Raw genomic sequence first — 24,357 nt, 5'->3', positions numbered from 1 at the left:
TTAGAATACAATCAAATCGCAAAACGAAAACTCACTTAGAAATGGAGAGCCGTATGCATTGAAAGGTGCCCGTACGGTTCGGGAAGGGGCGAGGTCTTCTAGACTTCGCCTATTTCATTTTATGAAAATTAAAATTTATCTAAAATAATTATCATCAATTTCTCCAAATTGGAATTTGAAAACCATAAAATTATGAGTGATTATTGCTCTCCATAGGTTATCAATAAAATCCTCCGAAAGCCTTGAAAACAAAGGATTTATCGCAATCAGTACACCTTATCTCTTTATATGGTTTCACACAATGTTACCCTTGTTCTGCACAATCATAAGGGCAAAATCAAGGGCAAGAAAATCTCATAACAAGATATAACAGAGTGTGGCAATCGGAGAACTGTGACATATGTGCGAATATATTATAACGGAGGATTTTTTAATGGACAAGTATATTTATGATGCGAGCAATGGTTTATGGTATGAGTTGCAGGGGGATTATTATATTCCTTGCCTTACTTTACCAGCAGAAAAAGAAAACAAACCTATCAGTTTGTGGGGGCAGCGACACAAACACTACTTACAGGAACATAAACGGACGGTTTATATTTCGTTGCTCACAAGCGGCAAATTGAATAATTACCTTGCCGACATTGACGAACAAGCAACGGAAATGATGTTTCGATTGGTTGAGCAAATGGCTGACAAGGAGGGCGTGACCGAACAACTTAAAGTAGAAAACCCGATGTTGTGGGTTGGTCGAATGAATGAGATACAGGCAAGAGCACGAGAAATTGTATATGCCGATATTATCTATAAGTAAAAAATGTAATATATAGAATATTAAAATTGTGGCAGTCAAAAATTAAGACTTTGCCTGCCACAATTATGATTCGATGTGTTTTCTTTCATAATGACTTTGGTAATTCATTATGCTATAATGAATTTAATTTACGGTATCGCGCTGCATCTACTAATTTGGAGTTCGATTAGAACAGGAAAAGATTATATTGATTGCTCTCTATGCGAGATTAAAACCGATTATACAGGAGGAAATTGAATGAGCAATATTATTCAAATCAATAATCTTAATAAAAGTTTTGGAAGTGTAAACGCTGTTCAGAATTTGAGTTTTCGTGTGAAAAAAGGAGAGTTGTTTGCCTTTCTTGGTATCAATGGAGCAGGAAAATCAACTACAATCAATATTATGTGTGGACAACTGTCGAAAGACAGTGGAAGCGTTTTTATTGATAAACACGATTTAGATAAGGATATGGACTATATTAAACGTGAACTGGGTGTAGTTTTTCAATCATCTGTCTTGGATTCTGCCCTTTCTGTTTATGATAATTTGGAAAGTCGTGCCGCTTTATATGGCATTACTGGAATGGAGTTTAAGAAACGACTTGAGGAACTGGCGAAAATATTAGATTTTGAAAATTTATTGAAACGCACCGTTGGTAAATTATCAGGAGGACAACGCCGAAGAATTGATATTGCAAGGGCTTTGTTTCATAAGCCTAAAATTCTTATTCTTGATGAGCCGACAACAGGGCTTGATCCGCAGACACGCCGACTTATTTGGAATGTTATATCAAGTTTTCGCAAAGATGAAAATATGACTGTATTTTTAACTACGCACTATATGGAAGAAGCTGCGGAAGCTGATTATGTTGTAATCATTGATAATGGAAAAATATCCGCAGAGGGTACTCCGCTTGAATTAAAAAATATTTATACTGGGGATTACATCACAATTTATGATGTAGATGAAAAGGATATTAAAGCACTTGATGTGGAATATGAGCAAATCCGAAACGGTTATCGCCTTTCTGTACCGAATACAAAGGCTGCAACTGAATTGATTATTCGTAATCCACAGTTGTTTAATGATTACGAAATAACAAAAGGAAAAATGGACGATGTTTTTCTTGCTGTTACAGGAAAAACATTAGTGGGAGGTGCTGAAAAATGAGTATGGCTTTCATTCTTATCAAAAGGAATATCAAATTGTTTTTCAAAGATAAGGGAATGTTCTTTACCTCTTTGATAACGCCTGCTATATTGCTTGTACTCTATGTAACTTTTCTTGGGAATGTGTATCGGGATAGTTTTACATCTAATTTACCTAATTCATTAAAACTATCAGAAAGTATAATAGAGGGACTGGTAGGCGGTCAACTTATCTCCTCTATTCTTGCTGTTTCGTGTGTAACGGTTGCTTTTTGTTCTAATTTTTTAATGGTGCAAGATAAAGCAAATGGTACGATAAGAGATTTAAGAATATCTCCTGTGAAGTCAGCTACACTTTCGCTGAGTTATTATGTTGCAACCTTGCTTTCAACACTTATTATTTGCTTTGCTGCAACGGGTATCTGTCTTACTTATGTAGCAATTGTCGGTTGGTATATGTCACTCGCAGATATATTCTTTTTGTTTCTTGATATTTTACTTCTTGTTTTGTTTGGAACAGCATTATCTTCGATTATTAATTTTTTCTTATCAACACAAGGACAAATTTCAGCGGTAGGCACAATCATCAGTGCGGGATATGGTTTCATTTGTGGTGCATATATGCCTATTTCTTCATTTGGAGAAGGGCTGCAAAAAATAATCTCATTTTTGCCAGGCACTTATGGTACATCACTTATCCGAAATCATACAATGCAAGGGGCGCTTGCCGAAATGCAAAATCAAGGTATTCCAACAGAGGTTATTGAAAAAATAAAAGATTCCCTTGATTGCAATATTTATTTTTTCGGAAGTCAAGTAAATATTGGAATGATGTATATGATACTTGGTATCACTATTTTGGTATTGATTGGAATTTATATTTTGTTAAACAAATCAAAAAAATATAACTGTTAATTTAGTAGCTGCAAATGATTATGTAATCCGCCGCTATGGGTAAAACCATAACGGCGGTTTTTCAATGCCTATCGGCTATCTCTGTCAATGGATTTTTTACGCTTTCTTTGCGGTGGGTTCTGCTTGTTGCGTTCCTGTATCTCACGCAAATGTTTTAGCACGCTCTGCTTTTCGGGCGGTCTAAGCTGTTCTTTAGCGGTGGCTGTCGGTTTCCTGCTGTCTTGGCGTTCCCACTCGGCAAGGTCACGGTTGTACTGTTCTACAACGCTTTCCATTTCTCGGAAAGTCCTCATAAAAACTTGTACATCGGGATAACCGTCCTCTTTGAGCGTGTCGGGGATTTTATCCAGCCTGTCGGCAATCTCTGCTTCGGTTTCTTTGATTTTTACTTCCAACGCTTTTCGCTCTTTGACTTTGAAAAGCCCCTTTGTATCGGCAAGCTGCTGTTTCAACTGCGGCAGAACTTTGTCCTGCTGGAGGTTAAAGAAAAAGACCGCACCTATTATGAGGTTTACAGTCTGCCGAGGTCGGAGGAAGTCCCAGCAGGGTACAAGGAACTATCCTTTGTCTGCCTTAGACCTGACGGAGCATTTGAAGCACCGAGTACGGTGGGGATTATGCGCAGGACAGCGAGAAAAAAGGTGGAGGGATTGGAGGATTTCCACTTCCATATGCTCAGACACACCTATACAAGCAATCTGCTTTCAAATGGAGCTGCCCCGAAAGATGTGCAGGAACTTCTCGGACACGCTGATGTCAGTACCACAATGAACATTTACGCTCACGCTACAAGGGAAGCGAAGCGTACTTCCGCAAGACTGCTGGATAAGGTAATCGGCGGAGAATAAAAAATTTCCCTTGTTTCGGCTCATAAGGGCAAAAACAAGGGAAAATACATAAGGTTTGAACATTTAATAGGCGGTATGCCTTGAAAATACAGGGTTTATAGAGGATTGAATAGATAAATAAGAATTTGTAAAATATTTCTATCTCATTATTTTTTGTTCCTATTTATCATAGGACAAATATACCTTTATTTTTTTAATTTAGATAGACTGATTTGAAAATTTATTGTTATATTTTTAAGTGTTGGATAAAAATTGGCTTTTTCTCACATACAAAAATGGAAAAATAATTTGTCTTTAATCGCATTATATTATGTGCTTATAAGTATTTCTATTTCTTTTTCTACTTTTGAAAAGATACTTCATACTATATTGCTGATACAGGTTCTTCTATAACTTTATTATTTATTTTTTATAGATAATCTGACACTTTTGTCGAAAATATCTTAGCTTATTCTTTCAAATAATTTTATTAAAACACAAGACTAAGAATTGCTTATATAAACCAACTGATTTAAATGGTCAATGAAGTTTATTTAGAAAAACTTTAGAAAAAATTCATGGCTTTTCCATATAAATATGATAAGATTAGAAATAGTTATATATTAAAAATGGGTGATATTATGAGTGAAGTGAAGGGATTAACAAGTCAGCAGGTGAAAGAACAAGTTCAGTTAGGACATGTGAATGTTTCACCAAAACCTTTAGTTAAGACAAATAGACAGATTTTTTGTGAACATGTGTTTACACTTTTTAATGTTTATAATTTTGTGATTGCCTGTGCTTTGATTTATGTTAAAGCATGGTCAAGTTTATTTTTTGTATTGATTGTCACAATGAATACAGTGATTCATATTTATCAGGATATTCGTTCACGTAATATGGTGGCACGTTTAAATTTAATTATTTCACCAAAGACAAAAGTTTTACGTGATGGCTGTATTCAGGAAATAGATAATGAAGAGATTGTTTTGAATGATGTTGTTTTCTTGGAAACAGGAATGCAGATATCATCAGATTGCATTGTGCTAGATACGCAGGTAGAAGTTGATGAGTCATTATTAACTGGTGAGGCTGATCCGGTTTTAAAGGATATCGGTGATCATCTTTTATCAGGAAGTTTTATTATTTCTGGAGCATGTCATGCTTGTGTTGAACATGTGGGTATGGATAACTATGCAACAAAGATTGCTAGTGAAGCACGTAAACGTAAGCCAGTGACATCAGAGTTGGTGAAAACTTTTAAGAAAGTCACGCGTTTTACAAGTATGCTTGTATTACCAATCAGTATTTGCTTGCTTTATCAGGCTATGGGTATCAGAAATGAAACTTTGAATACAACCATTGTCAATACGTCAACAGCATTATTAGGTATGTTACCAATTGGTCTGGTTTTATTAACAAGTGTATCTTTAGCCACAAGTGTTGTAAGACTGGGGAAACGAAAAGTGTTAGTTCAGGAAATGTTCAGTATTGAAACATTATCCCATGTCGATGTGTTATGTTTGGATAAAACGGGAACATTAACACAGGGAAAAATGCAAGTTCAAGATGTTTATACTTTTGATACACAATGGCGCAATCAATTTTCTTTGATTATGAATTCATTTGTGAAAGGAACTCTTGATAATAATGCAACGTCTTTGACTTTACAGGATTATTTTCAAGGTGAAGCCCCTTATTCCACATTAAGAAGAGTCTCTTTTTCTTCAGCAAGAAAATGGAGTGCACTAGAATTAGAAAATATAGGAACGATTATTGTTGGAGCACCAGAAATCATCTTGCCTGATTTTGTTTTGCCTACCCAAATAGAAGAGGCTAAACATCAAGGCGCTAGAATTTTATTGATTGCTAGACATCATGATTTTGATACTTTTCAGGAAGATATGATGCATAGTGTTCCATTGGCAGTGATTGTTATTTTAGATCCATTAAGAGAAGATGCTAAAGAAACAATACAGTTTTTTAAAGATAATGATGTTGATGTGAAAATTATATCTGGGGATAATCCTGTCACTGTTAGTGCTCTAGCAAGTCAGGCTGGTATTGAAAATGCCCAAAATTATATTGATGCCTCTACATTATCAACGCCACAAGAATTAGAAGATGCCATTTTAAACTATCATGTGATAGGACGTGCCTCACCATCACAGAAACATGAGATGATTTTATGTTTACAAAAACATAAACAAAAGGTTGCGATGACAGGTGATGGCGTGAATGATGTTTTGGCTTTAAAAGATGCTGATGTATCTATTGCTATGGGTTCTGGATCAGATGCCGCTAAACAAATATCACAATTTGTTGTCATCAATGGTGAACTATCAACAATGGTAGATGTTGTGAAAGAGGGAAGACTAGATATTAATAATGTAACACGTTCTGCTTCGATGTATTATTTAAAAACAATCTATACAATTTTGATATCTATCACATGTATTCTTTTGAATATGCCTTATCCATTTATTCCTTTTCAAATGACATTACTGGATAACTTTGTAGAGGGATTCCCATCATTTATGATTTTATTTGAAAAGAATATCTCTAAACAAAAAGAATCTATTGGTAGGTATACAATGCGCTATTCATTTCCAAATGCTATTGCGATTGTTTTATGTGTCATTGCTTTAAAACTATTAGCACCGACATTATCATTATCTTTAAATCAGGCTTTTACAATTCTCTACTATACAACAGCTATTTTATCCATTCATATGATTTATCGTATTTATAGTCCTATTAATCTTTATCGAACAGTCGTTTTAATTGTTGATATTGTAGCTTTTGTACTTGTTTCTTATATCACATATGATTTATTGCAACTTGCGCCAGTGACTTCACTGTTGCTTCAGTATCTTATCATGACACTTCTTTTTGGTTTGATTGTGTCAACATGTTTATCAAAAATAGTTGTCCATTATTTGGATACACATCCTCAAAACTAGGCTTAGCCTAGTTTTTTGATAATGACTTATGTTAAAATAAAAATACGAGGATGGGTGATGTTATATGAAAGCTGTGATTATTGATGATGATACAGAGTTTACAAAACAATTAAAAACATATTTAAATCAGACATTTCAAGATATACAAATGGATACATATATTTCTTTTTGTAATGATATTTACACGAAAGAATATGATTGTGTGTTTTTAGATGTAATGTTAAAGGAAGGAGAAAGTTTTGAATATGGTATGAATATTTCAAAACTTTATCCACATACTATTATTGTTTATATTTCTAGTGTTGATCATTTTGTTTATGAAAGCTATCAACAAAATACTTTTTTCTTTATCAGAAAATCACATTTTAATGAAGATTATCAAAACTTTGTTAAAAAATATCAAAAAATGCATTTACGAATTCAAGAAGAGATTTCATTCATTATTAAAGGTGTCCATATCCATATCAAACAGCAAGACATTATTTATGTGGAGTCATTGCGTAATCAGATTATCATACATACACCCATACAAACATATACTTCATATCAGACACTTAAACAAACATATCAAGAATTAAATCATCATAACTTCTATAAATTTAATAATCATATCATTATTAATTTAGATTATGTTGTCAGTATACAAAAACAACATATTGAACTCATCAAACAAATCTGCATTCCTTTTACTCGAGGGAGTAAAAAAACATTTATGCAAAGATATATGCACTATAGGAGTCAACGCATATGGAATGGATAGGATTAAATGTCATCAGTTCTTTATTACAGACATGGTTTATAACAGAGTTGTTAGATATAAAGAAAAATATGAGCTGGTTTTATAGAATCACAATGGTTATTATGAATGTTGGCATTGTGACAGTATATGGATTGACAGATATTTTTGATATTCCTCTATCATATGTTTTTATTGTGTTAAATATTATTTTAGCATGTATATTTACATACAATAAAATAAGTGAAATTGTATTTGTTGTTATATTGGAAAGTATTTATAGTTTGACAATGAATATCATGTTGTTGTTTATTAATAAATTATTTTTATTGGAATTCAATGATTATTATGCTAAGTTTTTTTATTTTATATTAGCACTATTCTTTTTGAAAAAATTAAAAGCTATGCGTCTTTCTTTGCATCAAATGAATTATTATATTTTAATTGTTGTTTTATTTGGTCTATATTGTATAATTTCACTCTTTACACAGGAATATCTTGCTTTCAATTTTGATACACCTGAATTAATCAAAATGTTTGGAATACTATTATTATGTTTGTTAGGTGTTTTTATACTTTTGCTTTATCTATTTGATTTAAACAATAAAAAAGAAGAATATGAAAAATTAAAACAACAACAAGAAAATGAACAGACTTTACTTCATATATATGATCAATTAAAAATGACAAAACATGATTTGAAACATGATTATCAATTGATTGACTACTATTTGAATCAAAAGGATTACATAAAAATTAAAGAATTAATCAATAATCATAGTAATCTGATTTCATCAATACCCGTATTAGTTAAAACAAATAATCAGCTGATTGATGCTATTATCAATAATAAAATCATTAATGCTGATATGAAACACATAAAGGTAGAATGTTTGATTAATGTTCCTCAACAATTTCATATCCAAGATTATATTTTAAATGATTTACTATCTAATATATTAGATAATGCGATAGAAAATTGTCCTGAAAATGGACTGATAAAAGTTAATATTATTTATGAACAACAAATATTACATATTCAAGTGGAAAATGATATAGATCAGTTATTTGATCAAACGTTGAAAACGAAGAAAGATAGAAAATATCATGGGTATGGATTAAAGAGTATTCGTAGAATCGTGAATCAGTATCATGGCAATTTAGATATTGATTATAGTGATAAAACCTTTATTATACAAATTTCTTTACTAGCAGAGTAATGCTATTTATCCTTCAAATCAACACTTTATCCTTAGATTATATCAATCTCATATCCTTTATTATAAGATGAATATGAAAATATTCATCTTTTTTACATATAAGAAGAGATAGAAATCAGTAGGAAAGTGGGTGATGCTATGTTAGAAATGAGGAATATTTGTGTTCATTATGATCACCATGTTGTTTATAATCATGCCTATTTTTGTGCTAAAGACAATGAACTGACTGTTGTGATTGGGAAAAGTGGGAGTGGGAAATCTACTTTACATGAATTATTAACTTTTCAAAGAACAGGAACATATGAGTATTATTATAATGGAAAAGATATAACACATTTAGATGAGAATCAACAACAGGAATTTATTCAATCTCATATGGGAATTGTGAATCAGATACCTGTATTTATTAATGATTTAAAGATTAAAGATCATATTAAATTATGTCAATCATTATTTCATGGATATGATATTGATGAGATTTCCAAACAATTAGAAATTCAACATACTTATTCATTATTTCCTCAACAGTTATCTGGTGGAGAAAAAATAAGGGTTAGTATTTTATTGGCTATGATTCATCAACCTGAAATACTTGTTTTTGATGAACCTACGGCATCTCTAGATAAACATCATACGCAATTGATTGTGAAATTACTCAAAGAATATGCGCATCAAGGACATACAGTCATTATTTTTACACATGATGCTTTCATAAAAAAAGAAGCTGACGTTATTTATCAGATTGAAAATTGTCAATTTATACAAAATATAATCAATGTTCCTCAAAGGATTGAAAAAAATCAGTCTGTTTTAGCGAATTTAAAACATTATACGCAATATTTATATAAAATGTTTGAACATCGTAAGTTATTAAAAATGACTATGATTTTTTTCGTTTCTTTGTCTATTGGGTTATGTAGTTTTTCTGTTTTATATGGTCAATCTGTTATTCAAAAGTATGTCGATCAATTAGAACCTTTGAATAAAGGCGGTATATTTTATCATGAGTATTCTCAAAATTGCATTGCACCTCCTTCGATTGGTGAGGAAATGAAAGAAGTTCAAAAATTATCGCACATAAAAACGTGGCCATTCGTTATAGATCAAAACTGGGAAAGTCATTTAAGTGTAGAGGAAAATGATAAAACATTAAAGATATATCAAAAGGGTCAATTAGAAAATCAAGCAGAACTAGAACCAAATGTTGGAGCTTTTTTAGTCGCATCTTATAATGAGGATTATGATTATCAAATCAATGATGCAAAAGAAATTGATAATGATGAAGGTATTTATATCTCACCTGATTTTTTATATTTTTTAAAAACGGGAGATTTGATAGAAGATTTTGGTGCTCATAAAGAAGAATTAGAAAGAATGTGCCAAGAAGTAAACGAAGATACAGAAATAGAATTTCCAATCAATGTTCCTATTTATCGTACAATGGATAATGATATAGATGATATTTGTTATAAGACAGTCAAAGTCAAAATGAAAGTCAAAGGGATTATAGAAACGTCTTATTCATTAACGATGGCGACAGGGAATGGTATGTTAGATGCTGATATTTTTTATCCTTTGAGCGTTATGGAACAATACCAAAAAGAACTATCCAAAACAATACCAGAAGGTACAGTGCCTTTTTATTATAATTATTATCAATTTCTAGTAGAAGATGGTTATGATTTTCATAAAGCTAAAGAAGATATAGAAGCCTTGGGGTTTAAAGTTGCATCTATGTATGATGAAACTTATACAAAAGTTCAGATTGTCAAACAATTAAATGAAAGTATTTTTATGATTTCAGGATTAATTATGCTCGTTGTTTTCATGTTGTTTTTTGGGGTGAAATATAATCAAAAACAGGATTATGTTGATTTTATTCATTTCTTTACAAAACGTGGTTTAACAGTTTCTCGTTCAAGAAAAATGTTAGGTATTTATTTTTTGTATGAAAGTTTGATATGTATTGTTTTATCCATTATTTTTATGTTTATCATTGCGTATGTGTTTTTTGATTTGATGTATAATGAAGTATTTATTGTTCGTCCATCATTCTTTGTATTTTGTATGATAGTTAGTTTATGTATAGAAGTAGGTATACCAATGATTGTATTGGGGAGGGTTGAAAGATGATTCAATTAACACATGTGTCCACACGTTATACATCAAAGAAGGTGAAAAAACAAAGTTTATGGATTCCTGAACATCATTTAACATTTATTCAAGGATTAAGTGGTAGTGGAAAGTCAACTTTATTATATAAATTAGGTTTAATATCACGTGATCAAAAGTATCACTATAAATATCAAAATCAGGATATAATGACTCTAAGTAGTCGTCAACAAGCAAAATTAAGAAGGTATACTATTGGCTATGTTTTTCAGGATTATGGTTTACTAGAAAATATGAGCGTAGCTGAATGTTTAAAATATTATTGTTATTTAAGTGGGAAGTCATTTGATGAAGATGCGATGAAAGTACTGTTAGATAAGGTACATCTTGATTGTCATTTTAATCAAAAAGTGAAAACTTTATCAGGAGGAGAAAAGCAAAGATTGGCGATTGCCTGTGCTTTACTGAAAGAACCAGAAATTTTGATTTTGGATGAACCAACAAGTGCTTTGGATGAAATAAATGAAAGAGACATTTTTCAATTATTAAAAGACTTATTGAAAACAGAAAATTGTACGATTATTGTAGCAAGTCATAGCTATCTTGTTGAAGAATATGCAGATTGTATCTATGAAATGAACGAACAGGGAATTGTATTAAAAAAAGAATGTGAAGACCAACCTATGAGTCACGTTCAAAAAATAATGCAACCTAGAATAAAGTTTCTTTTATATTATTTAAAACAAAGTTTTTACAATGAAAGATTGATGAATATACTAATGGTTATTGTCTTAGCTCTAGGAAGTTTAGGAACGTTAGTGATTCAAAAATCTATTGATCAGGCCTTAATGGATGTAGATGATAAGATGCGTCGTATATCTGATTTTCAAATGATGATTGAAAGTCAGGATGTATCACAGAAATTAGGGGTTTATCGAGATGCTTCTCCACTACCACAAGAATTGATAGAGAATATTCAAGAATTTTCAGGAGTTAAAAAAGTTTACCCATATTTTGATTTATCTGTTCAAGTAGGTGAACAGACAGTGCCAGTATATCCACTGTATCCTGAAAATCATTTGGAAGGAAAATTGTTTCAGACAATTCAAGACAACAGACATCTCTATCCTTCTTATCATAGTCTATATCAATTTATTAATGACAATAACGAATATCATTTCTCACACTTTATTTTTGATAGTGAGGTTACAGTGAATCAGGAAGTTCCCGTCAGTGGAATTATGGCGATAGGAATGAATGTAGCGTATGAAAGTTCGTTGGATTATATGTTGATGGATTATAGTGATATGCAGGCTATGGCCTTACGTGCTGGTGTTGAACCAGTAAAAAGTGCATATGTAATCTTTTGTGACAATATTGATGCATTATACGAATTAGAAGATTATATTGTGAAAAAATACGAAAATATCAATATTAATGATCAATTTCAAGACAACATTTTATTAATTAATACAAAGACTGAAACAATACGTATGTATACAATGGAAAAGTATATAACAATGATATTGTTTGCTTTGATTTTTGTTTATATGTGTTATTGGTCATTAAAAAGACGTGAAAAAGAACTTACTATTCTAAAAGCTAATGGTGTGATGTTTGATGAATTTATTTTTATTTTAAATATGGATCAAGTATTGAAAATGTTTTTATCTTTCATATGTGTGTTGATATTATCTTGGATTATTCAAATACAGTCTTTAGAAATGATAGCTATTTTATGTTTTATTTATGGCTTATCGCTTTTATGTTCTATTTTGTTATCTTGTGTTATGGTTAAGAATCTGAATCCTGAAAAAATCTTTAGAAATTAAATGTATTGAAAGCGTTTTGATAAAGCGATATAATATGTGTCAGGAGGATACGGGAAATGAAAAGATTATTAAATTGTACAACAAGTGAAATGTTATCAATGAACAAAGATGAATTGAAACAATCTATTCTAGCCAGTGAAGGAAGAACAATTATGACTGAAACAGTTGTGGCTTGTCCACCTTTACTTGGTGATTTAACAAATGCTGAATTAGCTGTTTCTTTTGGAAGTGATATGGTTTTGTTAAATGTTTTTGATTGCAATAATCCTCATATTAATGGATTACCTGAAACAGATGAACCTGTGAAATTATTAAAGAAATTAGTAGGTAGACCAGTAGGGTGTAATCTTGAACCAATTGATGAAAATGCAAAGATGATGGAAAACAGATTAGAGATTTCTAGTGGTCGTCATGCGACAAAAGAAACATTTATAAAAGCTAAAGAATTGGGATTTGATTTTATCTGTTTGACAGGAAATCCTGGAACAGGTGTAAGTAATGCATCTATTGAAAATGCCATTAAACTTGCAAAAGAATACTTTGGTGGAATGATTATTGCAGGTAAAATGCATTCTTCAGGAATTGATGAAGCATTAGTTGATTTAGATAGCATTGAAAGATTTATTGATGCAGGTGCTGATATTATTTTAATGCCTGCTGTTTATACAGTACCTGGTTTATCAGAAGAAGAAGTGACTGCTGCTTGTAAATTAATTAAATCTAAAGGAGCATTATCATTAAGTTCTATTGGAACATCTCAAGAAGGTAGTGATGAAGGAACAATTCGACAAATTGCATTAGTCAATAAACGTTGTGGTATTGATATCCAACATATTGGTGATGCTGGTTGGTGTGGTATTGCTTTACCTGAAAATATTATGGCATTATCAATTGCGATTAGAGGTAAACGTTGGACATATCATAAAATTGCATCTTCAGTGAATAGATAGGATTCGAAAGAGTCCTATTTTTTTATTTGAAAAAACGAGTTTTCTTGTGGTGAGAAATTATTTTTTATAAAATAAAAGAAAGAAGTCTTAAAAAAGAAAGGAGTGTTTGTATGGATGATTATGGAATTAAAAAATATGGGATTAGTACGACAGGAAATGTTTTTAGAAATATTCCAGCGGGATCATTGATTGAAAAAGCTTTAATTAAAAAAGAAGGACGTTTAAGTCGAGCTGGATGTTTATGTGTGGAAACAGGTCAAAGAACGGGACGTTCACCTCATGATAAATATGTTGTAGATACACCAGCTGTTCATGATAAAATTGCTTGGGGAAAAGTGAATCAACCTGCATCTAGAGAACAGTTTGAAAAAGTTTATCAGGCAATTATTCAACATTTTCAAGATAAGGATTTATATATTTTTGATGGTTATGCTGGCGCAAATCCAAAGTATTCTTATGGTTTTAGAATTATTAATGAAAAAGCAAGTCAAAATCTTTTTATTTCTAATTTATTAATTAAACCAACACCACGTGAATTACAACATTTTCAAGAGGATTATTTAGTATTAGTTGCTCCTGATTGTCATGTTGATGCATCAGTTGGTTTAAATAGTGATGTGGCTGTTATGATTGATTATGAAAAACAGATTGTTTTGATTGCAGGAACTGGATATTCTGGAGAAATCAAAAAGAGTATTTTCTGTGTCATGAATTATATGTTACCTCAACGCAATGTTTTTACAATGCATTGTTCAGCTAATATTGGGGAAGATGGAAATACGGCATTATTTTTTGGATTGTCAGGAACAGGAAAAACAACGTTATCAACAGATCCTCATCGTCAATTGATAGGTGATGATGAACATGGTTGGTCACGGACTTCTGTTTTTAATTTTGAAGGTGGATGTTATGCAAAATGTATCAATCTTTCACAAAAAAATGAGCCAGATATTTGGGACGCTGTTAGATTTGGAGCTATGGCAGAAAATGTCTGTTTATTTGAAGATACAAGAATTATTGATTTTGATGATGATTCTATTACAGAAAATACACGTGTGGGGTACCCACTTGAATTTATTAAAAATATTGAACCAAGTGGTATGGGACCTATCCCTAAGACAATATTCTTTTTAGCTGCTGATGCTTTTGGTGTTTTGCCACCTATTTCTAAATTGGATCAAAATTCAGCTGTTTACCACTTTGTATCAGGTTATACAAGTAAACTGGCTGGTACGGAAAATGGTATTACTGAACCACAGGCAACATTCTCTACATGTTTTGGAGAACCATTTTTACCAATGGATCCACTACTTTATGCGAAACAATTTCAAAAACGCATGACCAAAGCAGGATCCAATGTCTTTTTGATTAATACTGGATGGGTTGGCGGTTCTTATGGTATAGGACGTCGCATTCCATTAAAATATACTAGAGCAATGATTGAAGCGGCCATTAATGGAGAATTAGATTATGTTAGCTATGAAGTTGATCCATTCTTTAATTTAAACATTCCACTCTTTTGTCCGGGAGTTCCTCATGAATTATTAAACCCTCGAACAACATGGGTTAGTAAAGATGCTTATGATATGACAGCTCAAAAGCTTGTTGAAATGTTCCAGGAAAACTTTAAACAATATACAAATTTCCCAGAAATGATTATCAATGCTGGACCAGGAGGAAAGATTAACAATACGTTTTAAAAAATAATGGGTTGTCTTTTTTAACTTGTATAGAACAGTGAAGATATGTAAATACTATGAGTGATAAGTGATTTTGAAAGTATAAAGATTGCACAAGATCAGAAAATGTGTTATTCTATTAATAGTTAGTTATAACTAACTTATATGTGATATAGATCATACAATGAAACTTATTAGGAGGAAAGTAAAATGAGTCAAATCGTCAGTGTCTATGCAAGAGAAGTCTTGGATTCACGTGGGAATCCAACAGTAGAAGTAGAAGTGAAAAGCGAAAGTGGTGCTTTTGGTAGAGCCATCGTTCCAAGTGGTGCTTCAACAGGTGTTCATGAAGCTGTTGAATTAAGAGACAAAGATGCCAACAGATATTTAGGATTAGGTGTTTTAAATGCTGTTCAAAATGTTAATGAGGAAATTGCAAAAGCAGTTGTAGGTGAAGAAGTCACTGCACAAAGAAAAATTGATCAGATGATGATTGATTTAGATGGAACACCCAATAAAGGCCGTTTAGGAGCCAATGCGATTTTAGGTGTGTCATTAGCTGTTGCCAAATGTGCTGCTCATGAATTAAATATTCCTTTATATCGTTATATTGGAGGAGCGAATGCTCATGTGTTACCTACGCCAATGATGAATATTATTAATGGTGGGGCACATGCGGATAATAATGTGGATTTCCAGGAATTTATGATTATGCCAGTCAATGCGCCTTCATTTAAAGAAGCTATTCGCATGGGAGCTGAAGTTTTCCATGCATTAAAGAAAGTTTTAAAAGGAAAAGGATTAAATACTGCCGTTGGTGATGAAGGTGGTTTTGCGCCTAACTTAGCATCTAATGAAGAAGCGATTCAAACAATCTTAGAAGCGATTGAAACAGCTGGATACAAACCTGGTGTTGATGTGAAATTAGCTATGGATGTTGCAAGTAGTGAATTCTATAAAGATGGAAAATATACACTACCAGGAGAAAACAACAAATCATTTACGTCTCAAGAACTTGTTGATTTCTATGTTGAACTTTGTGATAAATATCCAATTATTTCTATTGAAGATGGATTAGATCAAGATGATTGGGAAGGATGGGATTACTTAACTGAAAAATTAGGTGATCGTGTTCAATTGGTTGGTGATGACTTCTTTGTGACAAATACAAAACGTTTACAACAAGGTATTGAAAAAGGTGTTGCTAACTCTATTTTGATTAAAGTGAATCAGATTGGAACTTTAACTGAAACATTAGAAGCTATTGAAATGGCTCAAAAAGCAAACTATACAGCTGTTGTTTCACATCGTTCTGGAGAAACAGAAGATACAACAATTGCTGATATTGCAGTAGCGACAAATGCAGGTCAAATTAAAACTGGTTCTGCTTCTCGTACAGACCGTATTGCAAAATACAACCAGTTGATGAGAATTGAAGATGAGTTAAAAAATCAATCTTGTTATGCATCTACAGAAGCTTTTTATCAATTAAATAATCAATAATATTTTATTGGTCATAGATAAAATGGAAAGACTTGAGTATCAATCATAAGTCTTTCCTTTTTTTATCTATTAAAAATATTGTTCATTTTTTAAAATCAGTAAGGATTGAAAGCTATGTGGAAAATATTGACATTGAAAACCTAATTGTTGGCATTGTTCTGCCATCTTTTTAGCAGTTTTTCCAGTATCACAGATAAAATATAGAAGTTTATCATGAGGTAAATAAGGAATTTGACTTTTTAAATCATCCCCAGGAATATTGATAGCATTTTTTAAATGAAGTTGACGAAAAGAAAATTCATCACGTAAATCAATAATGAGAGTTTGTGGATTATGGATATGTTGAAGGATATCATCATACATAAAATCACCACTATTAATATATGTCAATATCATGTGTTGGTGAAAGTGTTTTTATAGAATGAGTCAATAAATGACGATTATACGGAGATTATTTTGAGTTCACATAAAATATAAAAACAGCTTTTTCTATTTTTACAAAAAATGACAATTCTTATTGCTTTAACAACTATAAAAGCAATTGAAAATCAGTTATAAGAATGTTATAATTTGCACATGGAGGGTTGAGAAAAATGGACAAAAAAACAATTAAAGATATTGAAGTCGCTGGAAAAACTGTCTTAGTTCGTGTTGACTTCAACGTACCTAGAAACAAAGAAACAGGAGAAATTACAAATGACAACAGAATTGTTGCCGCATTACCTACTTTAAAATATTTGTTAGAACAAAAACCAAAAGCTATCGTATTGTTCTCACATTTAGGTAAAGTAAAAACTGAAGAAGATAAAGCTAAAAATGATTTATCTGTTGTAGCTCCTAGATTATCTGAATTATTAGGAGTAGATGTGAAATTTGTAAACTGTACAAGAGGACCTGAACTTGAAAATGCTGTTAAAGAAGCTGATAATGCTCAAGTCATCTTAGTACAAAATACACGTTATGAAAAAGGTGAAAGCAAAAATGATCCTGAATTAGGTCAATATTGGGCATCACTTGGAGATGTATTCGTTGAAGATGCATTCGGTTCAGTACATAGAGCACATGCTTCTACTGCTGGAATTCCTGCTCATTTACCATCTGCTGCTGGATTCTTAGTTGAAAAAGAAATTGCTTATATTGGAAAAGCTGTTAGTGATCCTGAAAGACCTATGGTTGCTATTTTAGGTGGAGCTAAAGTTTCTGATAAGATTTTAGTTATTGAAAACTTATTAAAGATTGCTGATAAAGTTATCGTTGGTGGAGGTATGACTTATACTTTCATGAAAGCTATGGGACATGAAATTGGTAATTCTTTAGTTGAAGATGATAGAATCGAAGTTGCTAAAGAAATTATTGAAAAAGGTGGAGATAAATTAATCTTACCTGTTGATTCAGTAATCAATAATGCATTTGCTGCTGAAGGTGATATTAAAGTATGTGGTGAAGATATTCCAGAAGGATACATGGGATTAGATATTGGACCTAAATCAGTTGAAAATATCAAAGCTGCTTTAGAAGGAGCTAAAACTGTTGTATGGAATGGTCCAATGGGTGTATTTGAAATGGAACCATTCGCTAAAGGAACTATCGCAGTATGCGAAGCTTTAGCAAACTTACCAGATGCTAATACAATTATCGGTGGTGGAGATAGTGCTGCTGCTGTTATGCAACTTGGATATGCTGATAAAGTTTCTCATATCTCAACTGGTGGAGGAGCTTCATTAGAATATATGGAAGGTAAAGTATTACCTGGTATTGCTGCAATTGATGATAAATAATAAGGGGATTATGACAATGAGAAAACCAATTATCGTAGGAAACTGGAAAATGAATAAAACAATTGCCCAAACAAAAGCTTTTGTTGAAGCAGTTGATGGAGCATGCACTGATAAAGCTGATTGGGGAATTGCAACTCCATATTTAGCTTTACAGACTGCTAAAGGTGCAGCTAAAAACTTAATTGTTGCTGCTCAAAACTGTCATTTTAAAGATAGTGGTGCTTATACTGGAGAAGTGAGTGTAAGCATGTTAAAAGAAATTGGAGTAGAATGGGTTATTTTAGGTCACTCTGAAAGAAGACAATATTTTGGTGAAACTGATGAAACAGTGAATGCAAAAATGCGTCAAGTTTTATCAAATGATTTAACTCCAATTGTATGTGTTGGTGAAACATTAGAAGAATATGAAGCAGGAACAACTAAAGATGTTGTGAAAACTCAAACAGTAGCTGCATTTAAAGATGTATGTCCAAACTGTGCAAGTCGTGTTGTTATTGCTTATGAACCAGTATGGGCTATTGGTACTGGAAAAACTGCAACTAATGAAATCGCTCAAGATGTTTGTGCATATATTAGAAGCGTTGTTGCTGAATTATATGGACAGGAAGTTGCTGATCAAGTGAGAATCCAATATGGTGGATCTGTAAAACCAGAAGGATTAAAAGCTTTATTAGAACAACCTGATATTGATGGAGCATTAGTAGGTGGAGCTTCTTTACAAGAAGATTCATATAAAGCTATGATTGCTGCATTAGACTAATTGTTTATTGAAAAGTCAACCTATAAATATGGGTTGGCTTTTTTTGAAAATGAAAATAAAAGATATGGAAAATATTGATTTTTATTGGGAAAAATAATTTTATAAATTGAAAAGGTTTACATTGTTTTTTCGCTTTTTTTGTTTTAGAAAACAACTAAAAATCTGATTGTCCGCTAAAACACTGTACTTATCAGCACATTCAAGGATTGAAATACTTCAAATTACTACGATTTTACTACCATTGAATGAGCCTTGATACGTTAGAAATCCCAGATATGCAAAGATATGGTACAGCACATCAGTATTGAAAAGATTAAAATTGAATATCGCAAGTAGATTATGGAACGCCGATATTGACGTTCCTTTTCTATTACCAGCCGTTCAGAAATGGACGGCTTTTTCTATATCCAAACGAAAGGAGAATTTTAAAAGCTATGAAAAAGATATTGAAGCGATTAGCCACAGGCTTCCTTGCCTTTGCGACTATCGTTACCGCTTTGCCGACAACGGCAGTCCACGCTTCCGAGAAGCAATACTGGACGGAAAGTGCCGAGCGTGTCGGTATCGTTGAAAAAGTAATGAATGACGGTTCTATCGGTTCGACATTCAATGAGGGACACATGACCGTTGAGGGCGAGGACGCTTTCTGCGTGGATATTAACACCAACTTCCGCAACGGTTATAAGACCAGAGCCGACGCAAGCACACGCATGAGCTACGACCAGATTTCAGATGTTGCCCTCTCAATCGAGTATGTTAATCAGTATGTGCAGAGCCACAGCGGATTGAGCAGTCAGCATATCTACCTTTTGAAACAATGCGTCGTATGGCAGAGATTGAGTGTTCATCTAGGCTGGCAATGCGATAACGTCAGAGCTTCCTATGATGAAATCCCAAAAGCGATACAGGACGAGGTGTACGCTGGGGCGAAAGCCTTTGCCAGCGAGAACAAAGGACGCTATGAATGTGGCGGTTATATCTACTCTGGCGAGGGGCAGGACATTGGACAGTTCTGGGCGAAACTTGCCGTAGGAAATGCCACACTGAAAAAGACTTCCAGTAATGCCAGCATTACCGACGGGAACGGGCTTTACTCTATCGCTGGTGCGACTTATGGTGTCTATTCTGATAAGGACTGCACAAAACAGCTTGCCACCCTTACGACGGATAACAGCGGAAACACTGATACCGTGGAAGTAAAGGCTGGTACAGTCTACATCAAAGAGCTTTCCGCTCCCGCTGGCTACAAGGTGGACAATACAGTGTATTCCTTAAATGTGGAAGCTGGCAAGACAGCGACCTTGAACGTATCCGATACGCCAAAGGTTACAGATACCCTTATCGAGCTTTTCAAGATTGACATGGAAACACAGAAAGACGCTCCACAGGGCGACGCTTCCCTAGAGGGTGCGGAGTTCACATGGAAATTCTATGCGGGACACTATACCGTTGACAATCTCCCCAGCGAGCCTACAAAAACATGGGTGACAAAGACAATCGCTGAAAAGGACAGCGACGGCACTATCCATTATGTTTCCCGCCTTTCTGATGAATACAAGGTATCTGGAGACAGCTTCTATACACAGGACGGAAAGAACGTGCTTCCTCTAGGGACGCTGACCGTTGAGGAAACGAAAGCTCCTAACGGCTATCTTCTTGACGGTGCGTATATGCAGGCAAACGGTAGCGAAGAACAGATTAAAGGAATGTACCTTACACAGATTACCGAGGACGGCGACATTGCCGTATTGTCTGGAAGCAATCAGTACCATGTATCAGACAAGGTTATCCGTGGCGGTGTGAAAATCCAGAAAAGAGATTTGGAAACCAGCGATACCAAAGGTCAAGGAAGTGCGACCTTGAAAGACGCTGAATTTGAAATCATTTCCCTTAATGACAATGCCGTACTTGTCGAGGGCAAGCTCTACAATAAAGGCGAAGTGGTAAAGACAATCCTTACCGACATTGAGGGCGTGGCTTCTACTTCCGCTGACCTCTTACCTTACGGGAAATACCGTATCGAGGAAAGCAAAGCACCAGAGGGCTATCTGACGGACGGTGCAGAACCGATTGAATTTGAAATCACAGAGGACGGAAAAATCGTTGACCTTACAGGTGCGGACACATCAATTTACAATCAAGTGAAGCGTGGCGACCTAGAGGGTGTCAAGATTGGAGCTGGCACACACCAGCGTCTTGCGGGAGTTCCGTTTAGGATCACAAGCAAGACCACAGGTGAGAGCCACATTATCGTGACAGATGATAACGGGCAGTTCTCTACTTCTTCCGACTGGGCTTCCCACAAACATAACACCAATGCAGGAAAGACCAGCGAGGACGGTATCTGGTTTGGAACAAGTGAGCCAGACGACAGCAAAGGTGCTTTGATTTACGATACCTATATCATTGAGGAATTACGCTGTGAGGGCAACAAAGGCTTTGAGCTTATCCCGCCGTTTGAAATCGTGGTGTCCAGAAACAATGTGACCGTTGACTTAGGGACACTCACTGATGAATACGAGAAAGAAATCTCTATCCATACCACAGCCACAGGCAAGGACGGCGAGAAGTCTATCGTAGCTGGCAAAGAGGTAACAATCATTGACACGGTTACGCTTGACGGGCTGGAAAAAGGCACAAAATATCAGCTCAAAGGCTGGCAGATGTTGAAAGAGGAAAACGCCGAGCTTCTTATCGACGGACAGCGTGTGGAAAGTGATTACACATTCACAGCCGACAGCGAAGAAATGAAGATTGAAATGGAATATACGTTCAACGCTTCTTCTCTGGGCGGTCAGAACCTTGTAACCTTTGAGGAACTTTACGACCTTTCCAACGAGGACGAGCCTGTAAAGGTGGCAGAACACAAGGACATTGACGACGAGGGACAGACGGTGCTTATCACAGAGCGTATCATCTCTATCCATACCACAGCGACCAGCGAGGACGGAAAGAAAGAGATTGAAGCAGGAAAAGACGTGACAATCATTGATACCGTTACGTTTGACGGATTGGAAATCGGCACAAAGTATCAGCTTGTAGGCTGGCAGATGATTAAGGACGAAAACGCAGAGCTTATCATCAACGGAGAGCGTGTCGAGAATGACTATACCTTTACTGCCGACAGTGAAAGCATGGAAGTACAGATTTCCTTTACATTCGACGCTTCCGAGCTGGGCGGGAAAGAGCTTGTGACCTTTGAGGAATTATACGATTTGAGCAATCCAGATGAACCGACAAAGGTTACAGAGCATAAGGACATTGAGGACGACGGGCAGACGGTGACAATCACAGAAGTACCAGAAACACCAGAAGAACCAACAGAGCCGGAACAGCCGACCACACCAGATACACCGAGCAAGACAACAGACGCTCCAAAGACAGGCGATAATACAAACATTGCCTTATTCTTAGGGCTTCTTATCCTCTCTGGTGCAGGCGTGGCAGGAACATACTTCTTCAAGCGTAGACGCTCTTAATCGGGCGGTCTGCTTATGATAATGAAGAAATCCCGTTCCCCGCCGTATGTACTTGTAACAGGAAATGAAAATCGAAACTGTTCCTTTTCTGTTAATCTGCTTGCGGATTGACGGAAAAGAACAGTCCACTAGGGGCGTGGGGAGTGTAGCTCCCCACATATCAATCACAGAAAGAAATGAGGTAGAACACATGAAATTAAAATATATCGTGCCAAATATGGCACAGACTTTTGGTAACTTAGAGTTTGCAGGAGAAAATGACGTGGAGCAACAGCGTGTCAATGGTCGCTTTGTTCCCGTGACAAGAAGCTATAACCTGTATTCCGACATTCAGAGAGCCGACGACATTATCGTGGTGCTTCCTGCAAAGGTTGGGGAAAAGCGTTTCAAGTATGAGCAGAAAGTAAAGCTCGTCAATCCTAAGATTACCGCCGAGGGAAAGAACGTGCGAGGTCGTGGCTACACCAACTATATCTTAACGGCTGACGATATGCTTCCAGTCGAGGAAAGCAAGTAAAGGGGGTATCAGATTATGAGATTAGCGAATGGAATTGTATTAGATAAGGAAAAGACTTTCGGAGTATTGAAGTTCTCCGCATTAAGACATGAGGTGCGTGTAGAGAATGAGGATGGGACGACCAGCGAAGAAATCAAGCGTAGAACCTATGATTTGAAGTGCAGTCAGCAGGAACGCACGATACAGGTATCTATCCCAGCGGAAATCCCTGTCAAGGACTATCCGTACAATGCCGAGGTGGAGCTTATCAATCCTGTTGCCGATACGGTGGCAAACGCCAACTACCGAGGGGCAGATGTGGAATGGTACATCAAGGCAGACGACATTGTGCTGAAAAATAAAGGTGGTCAGCCCGCAGGCAATCCACAGAACCATGCTCCGCAGGGACAGGCGAAGAAATAATTTTATTCCCCTGCTTCTTAGGAAAATTTAAGAAAGAATTTCATGTTTTTTAGAAATTCTTTCAAATATATGTGGTACACTTAGCTTGACAATGCAAGAAAGGAGTGGGGGAAATGCTTTTAATGTTAATTATTCCAATTATTTTAACCGTAGCCCCAGTAATGGTATATCAAACAGTCATGTTACTAGGTAAGAAAAAGTCTACATCTACACATTATGTATGGACATATATTATGATGATTTATATATGGCTTGTTATTTCTGTTACTGGAATAGGCTCTATATGGGATATGATTTCAAAAGGTGGGTTGATAGCTACTTTTCAACAGGCTAATATTAGTTTGATACCTTTTCAATCAGAGGGTATGTTCACATATTGTATGAACGTAATCATGCTTATGCCTTTAGGTTTCTTACTTCCTTATATTTGGAAGAACTTTAGAAATCCTTTGAAAGTAGCTTTAACAGGTTTTTCATTTTCTATCTTTATTGAATTTGCACAGTTACCAACTAACAGGTTAGTGGATATTGATGATTTAATGATGAATACATTAGGTGCAATTTTAGGCTATGTAGTATGGAAAATGATAGGAAAATATTTTTTCAATAAGAAAGAAGAACAACGCACTACTTCATTGGGAAAATGTGAGCCTGTTATTTATTTATCTTTAGCCTGTATCTGTAATTTCCTGTTATATAATTGGACATGGTTTTTTTAAGTTTTAGAAGCAGTTAATCTA

General features: G+C 34.5%; 20 protein-coding genes. 18 read left to right on the top strand and 2 right to left on the bottom strand.

The window, feature by feature from the left end:
* The first annotated feature begins 433 nt into the window (after positions 1 to 433).
* The 3 genes from B5E87_RS10875 (at position 434) to B5E87_RS10865 (ending at position 2,859) form a co-directional block, all read left to right on the top strand.
* Positions 434 to 814, top strand: coding sequence for a TnpV protein (locus B5E87_RS10875; protein ID WP_087178933.1), 381 nt, complete (start codon positions 434 to 436; stop codon positions 812 to 814).
* A 237-nt stretch (positions 815 to 1,051) separates the two neighbouring features.
* Positions 1,052 to 1,966 carry an ABC transporter ATP-binding protein gene (locus B5E87_RS10870; protein WP_087244932.1) on the top strand — a complete coding sequence of 305 codons (915 nt, stop codon included), beginning with the start codon at positions 1,052 to 1,054 and terminating at the stop codon, positions 1,964 to 1,966.
* Positions 1,963 to 2,859 carry an ABC transporter permease gene (locus B5E87_RS10865; protein ID WP_164483496.1) on the top strand — a complete coding sequence of 299 codons (897 nt, stop codon included), beginning with the start codon at positions 1,963 to 1,965 and terminating at the stop codon, positions 2,857 to 2,859. The genes B5E87_RS10870 and B5E87_RS10865 overlap by 4 nt, the downstream gene beginning before the upstream one ends.
* A 68-nt stretch (positions 2,860 to 2,927) precedes the next feature.
* Here the strand turns inward: B5E87_RS10865 and B5E87_RS10860 are convergent, their stop codons facing one another.
* Entirely contained in the window at positions 2,928 to 3,311 is a 384-nt protein-coding gene (locus tag B5E87_RS10860) for a hypothetical protein (protein WP_241147170.1), read from the bottom strand.
* A gap of 165 nt (positions 3,312 to 3,476) precedes the next feature.
* Here B5E87_RS10860 and B5E87_RS15710 point away from each other — a divergent pair, with 165 nt between their 5' ends.
* The 9 genes from B5E87_RS15710 to eno all read left to right on the top strand — a co-directional run bounded on the left by B5E87_RS15710 (position 3,477) and on the right by eno (position 16,681).
* Entirely contained in the window at positions 3,477 to 3,707 is a 231-nt protein-coding gene (locus B5E87_RS15710; RefSeq protein WP_479684547.1) for a tyrosine-type recombinase/integrase, read from the top strand.
* Between the two features lie 620 nt (positions 3,708 to 4,327).
* Positions 4,328 to 6,649: an HAD-IC family P-type ATPase gene (locus B5E87_RS10850; RefSeq protein ID WP_087244934.1), complete on the top strand. Its 2,322-nt coding sequence runs from the start codon at positions 4,328 to 4,330 to the stop codon at positions 6,647 to 6,649.
* Between the two features lie 64 nt (positions 6,650 to 6,713).
* Positions 6,714 to 7,409, top strand: coding sequence for a LytR/AlgR family response regulator transcription factor (locus B5E87_RS10845; RefSeq protein WP_087244930.1), 696 nt, complete (start codon positions 6,714 to 6,716; stop codon positions 7,407 to 7,409).
* The gene (locus B5E87_RS10840) at positions 7,397 to 8,605 is read left to right on the top strand and encodes a sensor histidine kinase (RefSeq protein WP_087244929.1); all 1,209 of its coding nucleotides are present in this window, start codon (positions 7,397 to 7,399) and stop codon (positions 8,603 to 8,605) included. The genes B5E87_RS10845 and B5E87_RS10840 overlap by 13 nt, the downstream gene beginning before the upstream one ends.
* A gap of 138 nt (positions 8,606 to 8,743) precedes the next feature.
* Positions 8,744 to 10,738, top strand: coding sequence for an ATP-binding cassette domain-containing protein (locus B5E87_RS10835; protein WP_087244928.1), 1,995 nt, complete (start codon positions 8,744 to 8,746; stop codon positions 10,736 to 10,738).
* The gene (locus B5E87_RS10830; RefSeq protein WP_087244927.1) at positions 10,735 to 12,549 is read left to right on the top strand and encodes an ATP-binding cassette domain-containing protein; all 1,815 of its coding nucleotides are present in this window, start codon (positions 10,735 to 10,737) and stop codon (positions 12,547 to 12,549) included. Before B5E87_RS10835 ends, B5E87_RS10830 begins: the two co-directional genes overlap by 4 nt.
* A 56-nt stretch (positions 12,550 to 12,605) precedes the next feature.
* A complete protein-coding gene (locus B5E87_RS10825; protein WP_087244926.1) occupies positions 12,606 to 13,499 on the top strand; it encodes a DUF7916 family protein in 894 nt (297 codons plus the stop codon).
* Between the two features lie 110 nt (positions 13,500 to 13,609).
* Entirely contained in the window at positions 13,610 to 15,199 is a 1,590-nt protein-coding gene (gene pckA, locus B5E87_RS10820) for a phosphoenolpyruvate carboxykinase (ATP) (protein WP_087244925.1), read from the top strand.
* 189 nt (positions 15,200 to 15,388) lie between these two features.
* Positions 15,389 to 16,681: a phosphopyruvate hydratase gene (gene eno, locus B5E87_RS10815; protein ID WP_087244924.1), complete on the top strand. Its 1,293-nt coding sequence runs from the start codon at positions 15,389 to 15,391 to the stop codon at positions 16,679 to 16,681.
* A gap of 69 nt (positions 16,682 to 16,750) precedes the next feature.
* Here eno and B5E87_RS10810 read toward each other — a convergent pair whose 3' ends face one another.
* Positions 16,751 to 17,044 carry a rhodanese-like domain-containing protein gene (locus B5E87_RS10810; protein WP_158095604.1) on the bottom strand — a complete coding sequence of 98 codons (294 nt, stop codon included), beginning with the start codon at positions 17,042 to 17,044 and terminating at the stop codon, positions 16,751 to 16,753.
* Positions 17,045 to 17,274: 230 nt separating this feature from the next.
* On the opposite strand from B5E87_RS10810, the gene B5E87_RS10805 reads away from it, so the two are divergent.
* The 6 genes from B5E87_RS10805 to B5E87_RS10780 all read left to right on the top strand — a co-directional run bounded on the left by B5E87_RS10805 (position 17,275) and on the right by B5E87_RS10780 (position 24,336).
* Positions 17,275 to 18,459 (top strand): phosphoglycerate kinase, encoded by a 1,185-nt coding sequence (locus tag B5E87_RS10805; RefSeq protein ID WP_087244922.1) that lies wholly within the window; start codon positions 17,275 to 17,277, stop codon positions 18,457 to 18,459.
* Positions 18,460 to 18,475: 16 nt separating this feature from the next.
* On the top strand, positions 18,476 to 19,219 hold the full coding sequence (gene tpiA / locus B5E87_RS10800) for a triose-phosphate isomerase (RefSeq protein ID WP_087244921.1): 744 nt from the start codon (positions 18,476 to 18,478) through the stop codon (positions 19,217 to 19,219).
* Positions 19,220 to 19,653: 434 nt separating this feature from the next.
* Positions 19,654 to 22,698, top strand: coding sequence for an SrtB-anchored collagen-binding adhesin (locus B5E87_RS10795; protein ID WP_074143643.1), 3,045 nt, complete (start codon positions 19,654 to 19,656; stop codon positions 22,696 to 22,698).
* Between the two features lie 190 nt (positions 22,699 to 22,888).
* Positions 22,889 to 23,215, top strand: a complete 327-nt coding sequence (locus B5E87_RS10790) for a YdcP family protein (RefSeq protein ID WP_074143642.1) — start codon at positions 22,889 to 22,891, stop codon at positions 23,213 to 23,215.
* A gap of 15 nt (positions 23,216 to 23,230) precedes the next feature.
* Positions 23,231 to 23,617 (top strand): YdcP family protein, encoded by a 387-nt coding sequence (locus tag B5E87_RS10785; protein WP_074143641.1) that lies wholly within the window; start codon positions 23,231 to 23,233, stop codon positions 23,615 to 23,617.
* Between the two features lie 113 nt (positions 23,618 to 23,730).
* Entirely contained in the window at positions 23,731 to 24,336 is a 606-nt protein-coding gene (locus tag B5E87_RS10780; RefSeq protein WP_074143640.1) for a VanZ family protein, read from the top strand.
* The last annotated feature ends 21 nt before the right edge of the window (positions 24,337 to 24,357 follow it).

The organism is Massilimicrobiota sp. An142 (assembly GCF_002160725.1).
Taxonomy (GTDB): Bacteria; Bacillota_I; Bacilli_A; order Erysipelotrichales; family Coprobacillaceae; genus Allocoprobacillus; species Allocoprobacillus merdigallinarum.
This window is presented reverse-complemented; position numbering and strand designations above follow the sequence as displayed.

Bases quoted from the DNA above. Each gene is read 5' to 3' on its own strand.
- B5E87_RS10865 (WP_164483496.1), top strand. From the start codon at position 1,963: ATGAGTATGGCTTTCATTCTTATCAAAAGGAATATCAAATTGTTTTTC.
- B5E87_RS10785 (WP_074143641.1), top strand. From the start codon at position 23,231: ATGAGATTAGCGAATGGAATTGTATTAGATAAGGAAAAGACTTTCGGA.
- eno (WP_087244924.1), top strand. From the start codon at position 15,389: ATGAGTCAAATCGTCAGTGTCTATGCAAGAGAAGTCTTGGATTCACGT.
- B5E87_RS10850 (WP_087244934.1), top strand. From the start codon at position 4,328: ATGAGTGAAGTGAAGGGATTAACAAGTCAGCAGGTGAAAGAACAAGTT.
- B5E87_RS10805 (WP_087244922.1), top strand. From the start codon at position 17,275: ATGGACAAAAAAACAATTAAAGATATTGAAGTCGCTGGAAAAACTGTC.
- B5E87_RS10870 (WP_087244932.1), top strand. From the start codon at position 1,052: ATGAGCAATATTATTCAAATCAATAATCTTAATAAAAGTTTTGGAAGT.
- B5E87_RS15710 (WP_479684547.1), top strand. From the start codon at position 3,477: ATGCGCAGGACAGCGAGAAAAAAGGTGGAGGGATTGGAGGATTTCCAC.
- B5E87_RS10810 (WP_158095604.1), bottom strand. From the start codon at position 17,044: ATGTATGATGATATCCTTCAACATATCCATAATCCACAAACTCTCATT.
- B5E87_RS10780 (WP_074143640.1), top strand. From the start codon at position 23,731: ATGCTTTTAATGTTAATTATTCCAATTATTTTAACCGTAGCCCCAGTA.
- B5E87_RS10845 (WP_087244930.1), top strand. From the start codon at position 6,714: ATGAAAGCTGTGATTATTGATGATGATACAGAGTTTACAAAACAATTA.
- B5E87_RS10790 (WP_074143642.1), top strand. From the start codon at position 22,889: ATGAAATTAAAATATATCGTGCCAAATATGGCACAGACTTTTGGTAAC.
- B5E87_RS10835 (WP_087244928.1), top strand. From the start codon at position 8,744: ATGTTAGAAATGAGGAATATTTGTGTTCATTATGATCACCATGTTGTT.
- pckA (WP_087244925.1), top strand. From the start codon at position 13,610: ATGGATGATTATGGAATTAAAAAATATGGGATTAGTACGACAGGAAAT.
- B5E87_RS10795 (WP_074143643.1), top strand. From the start codon at position 19,654: ATGAAAAAGATATTGAAGCGATTAGCCACAGGCTTCCTTGCCTTTGCG.
- B5E87_RS10840 (WP_087244929.1), top strand. From the start codon at position 7,397: ATGGAATGGATAGGATTAAATGTCATCAGTTCTTTATTACAGACATGG.
- B5E87_RS10875 (WP_087178933.1), top strand. From the start codon at position 434: ATGGACAAGTATATTTATGATGCGAGCAATGGTTTATGGTATGAGTTG.
- B5E87_RS10830 (WP_087244927.1), top strand. From the start codon at position 10,735: ATGATTCAATTAACACATGTGTCCACACGTTATACATCAAAGAAGGTG.
- B5E87_RS10825 (WP_087244926.1), top strand. From the start codon at position 12,606: ATGAAAAGATTATTAAATTGTACAACAAGTGAAATGTTATCAATGAAC.
- tpiA (WP_087244921.1), top strand. From the start codon at position 18,476: ATGAGAAAACCAATTATCGTAGGAAACTGGAAAATGAATAAAACAATT.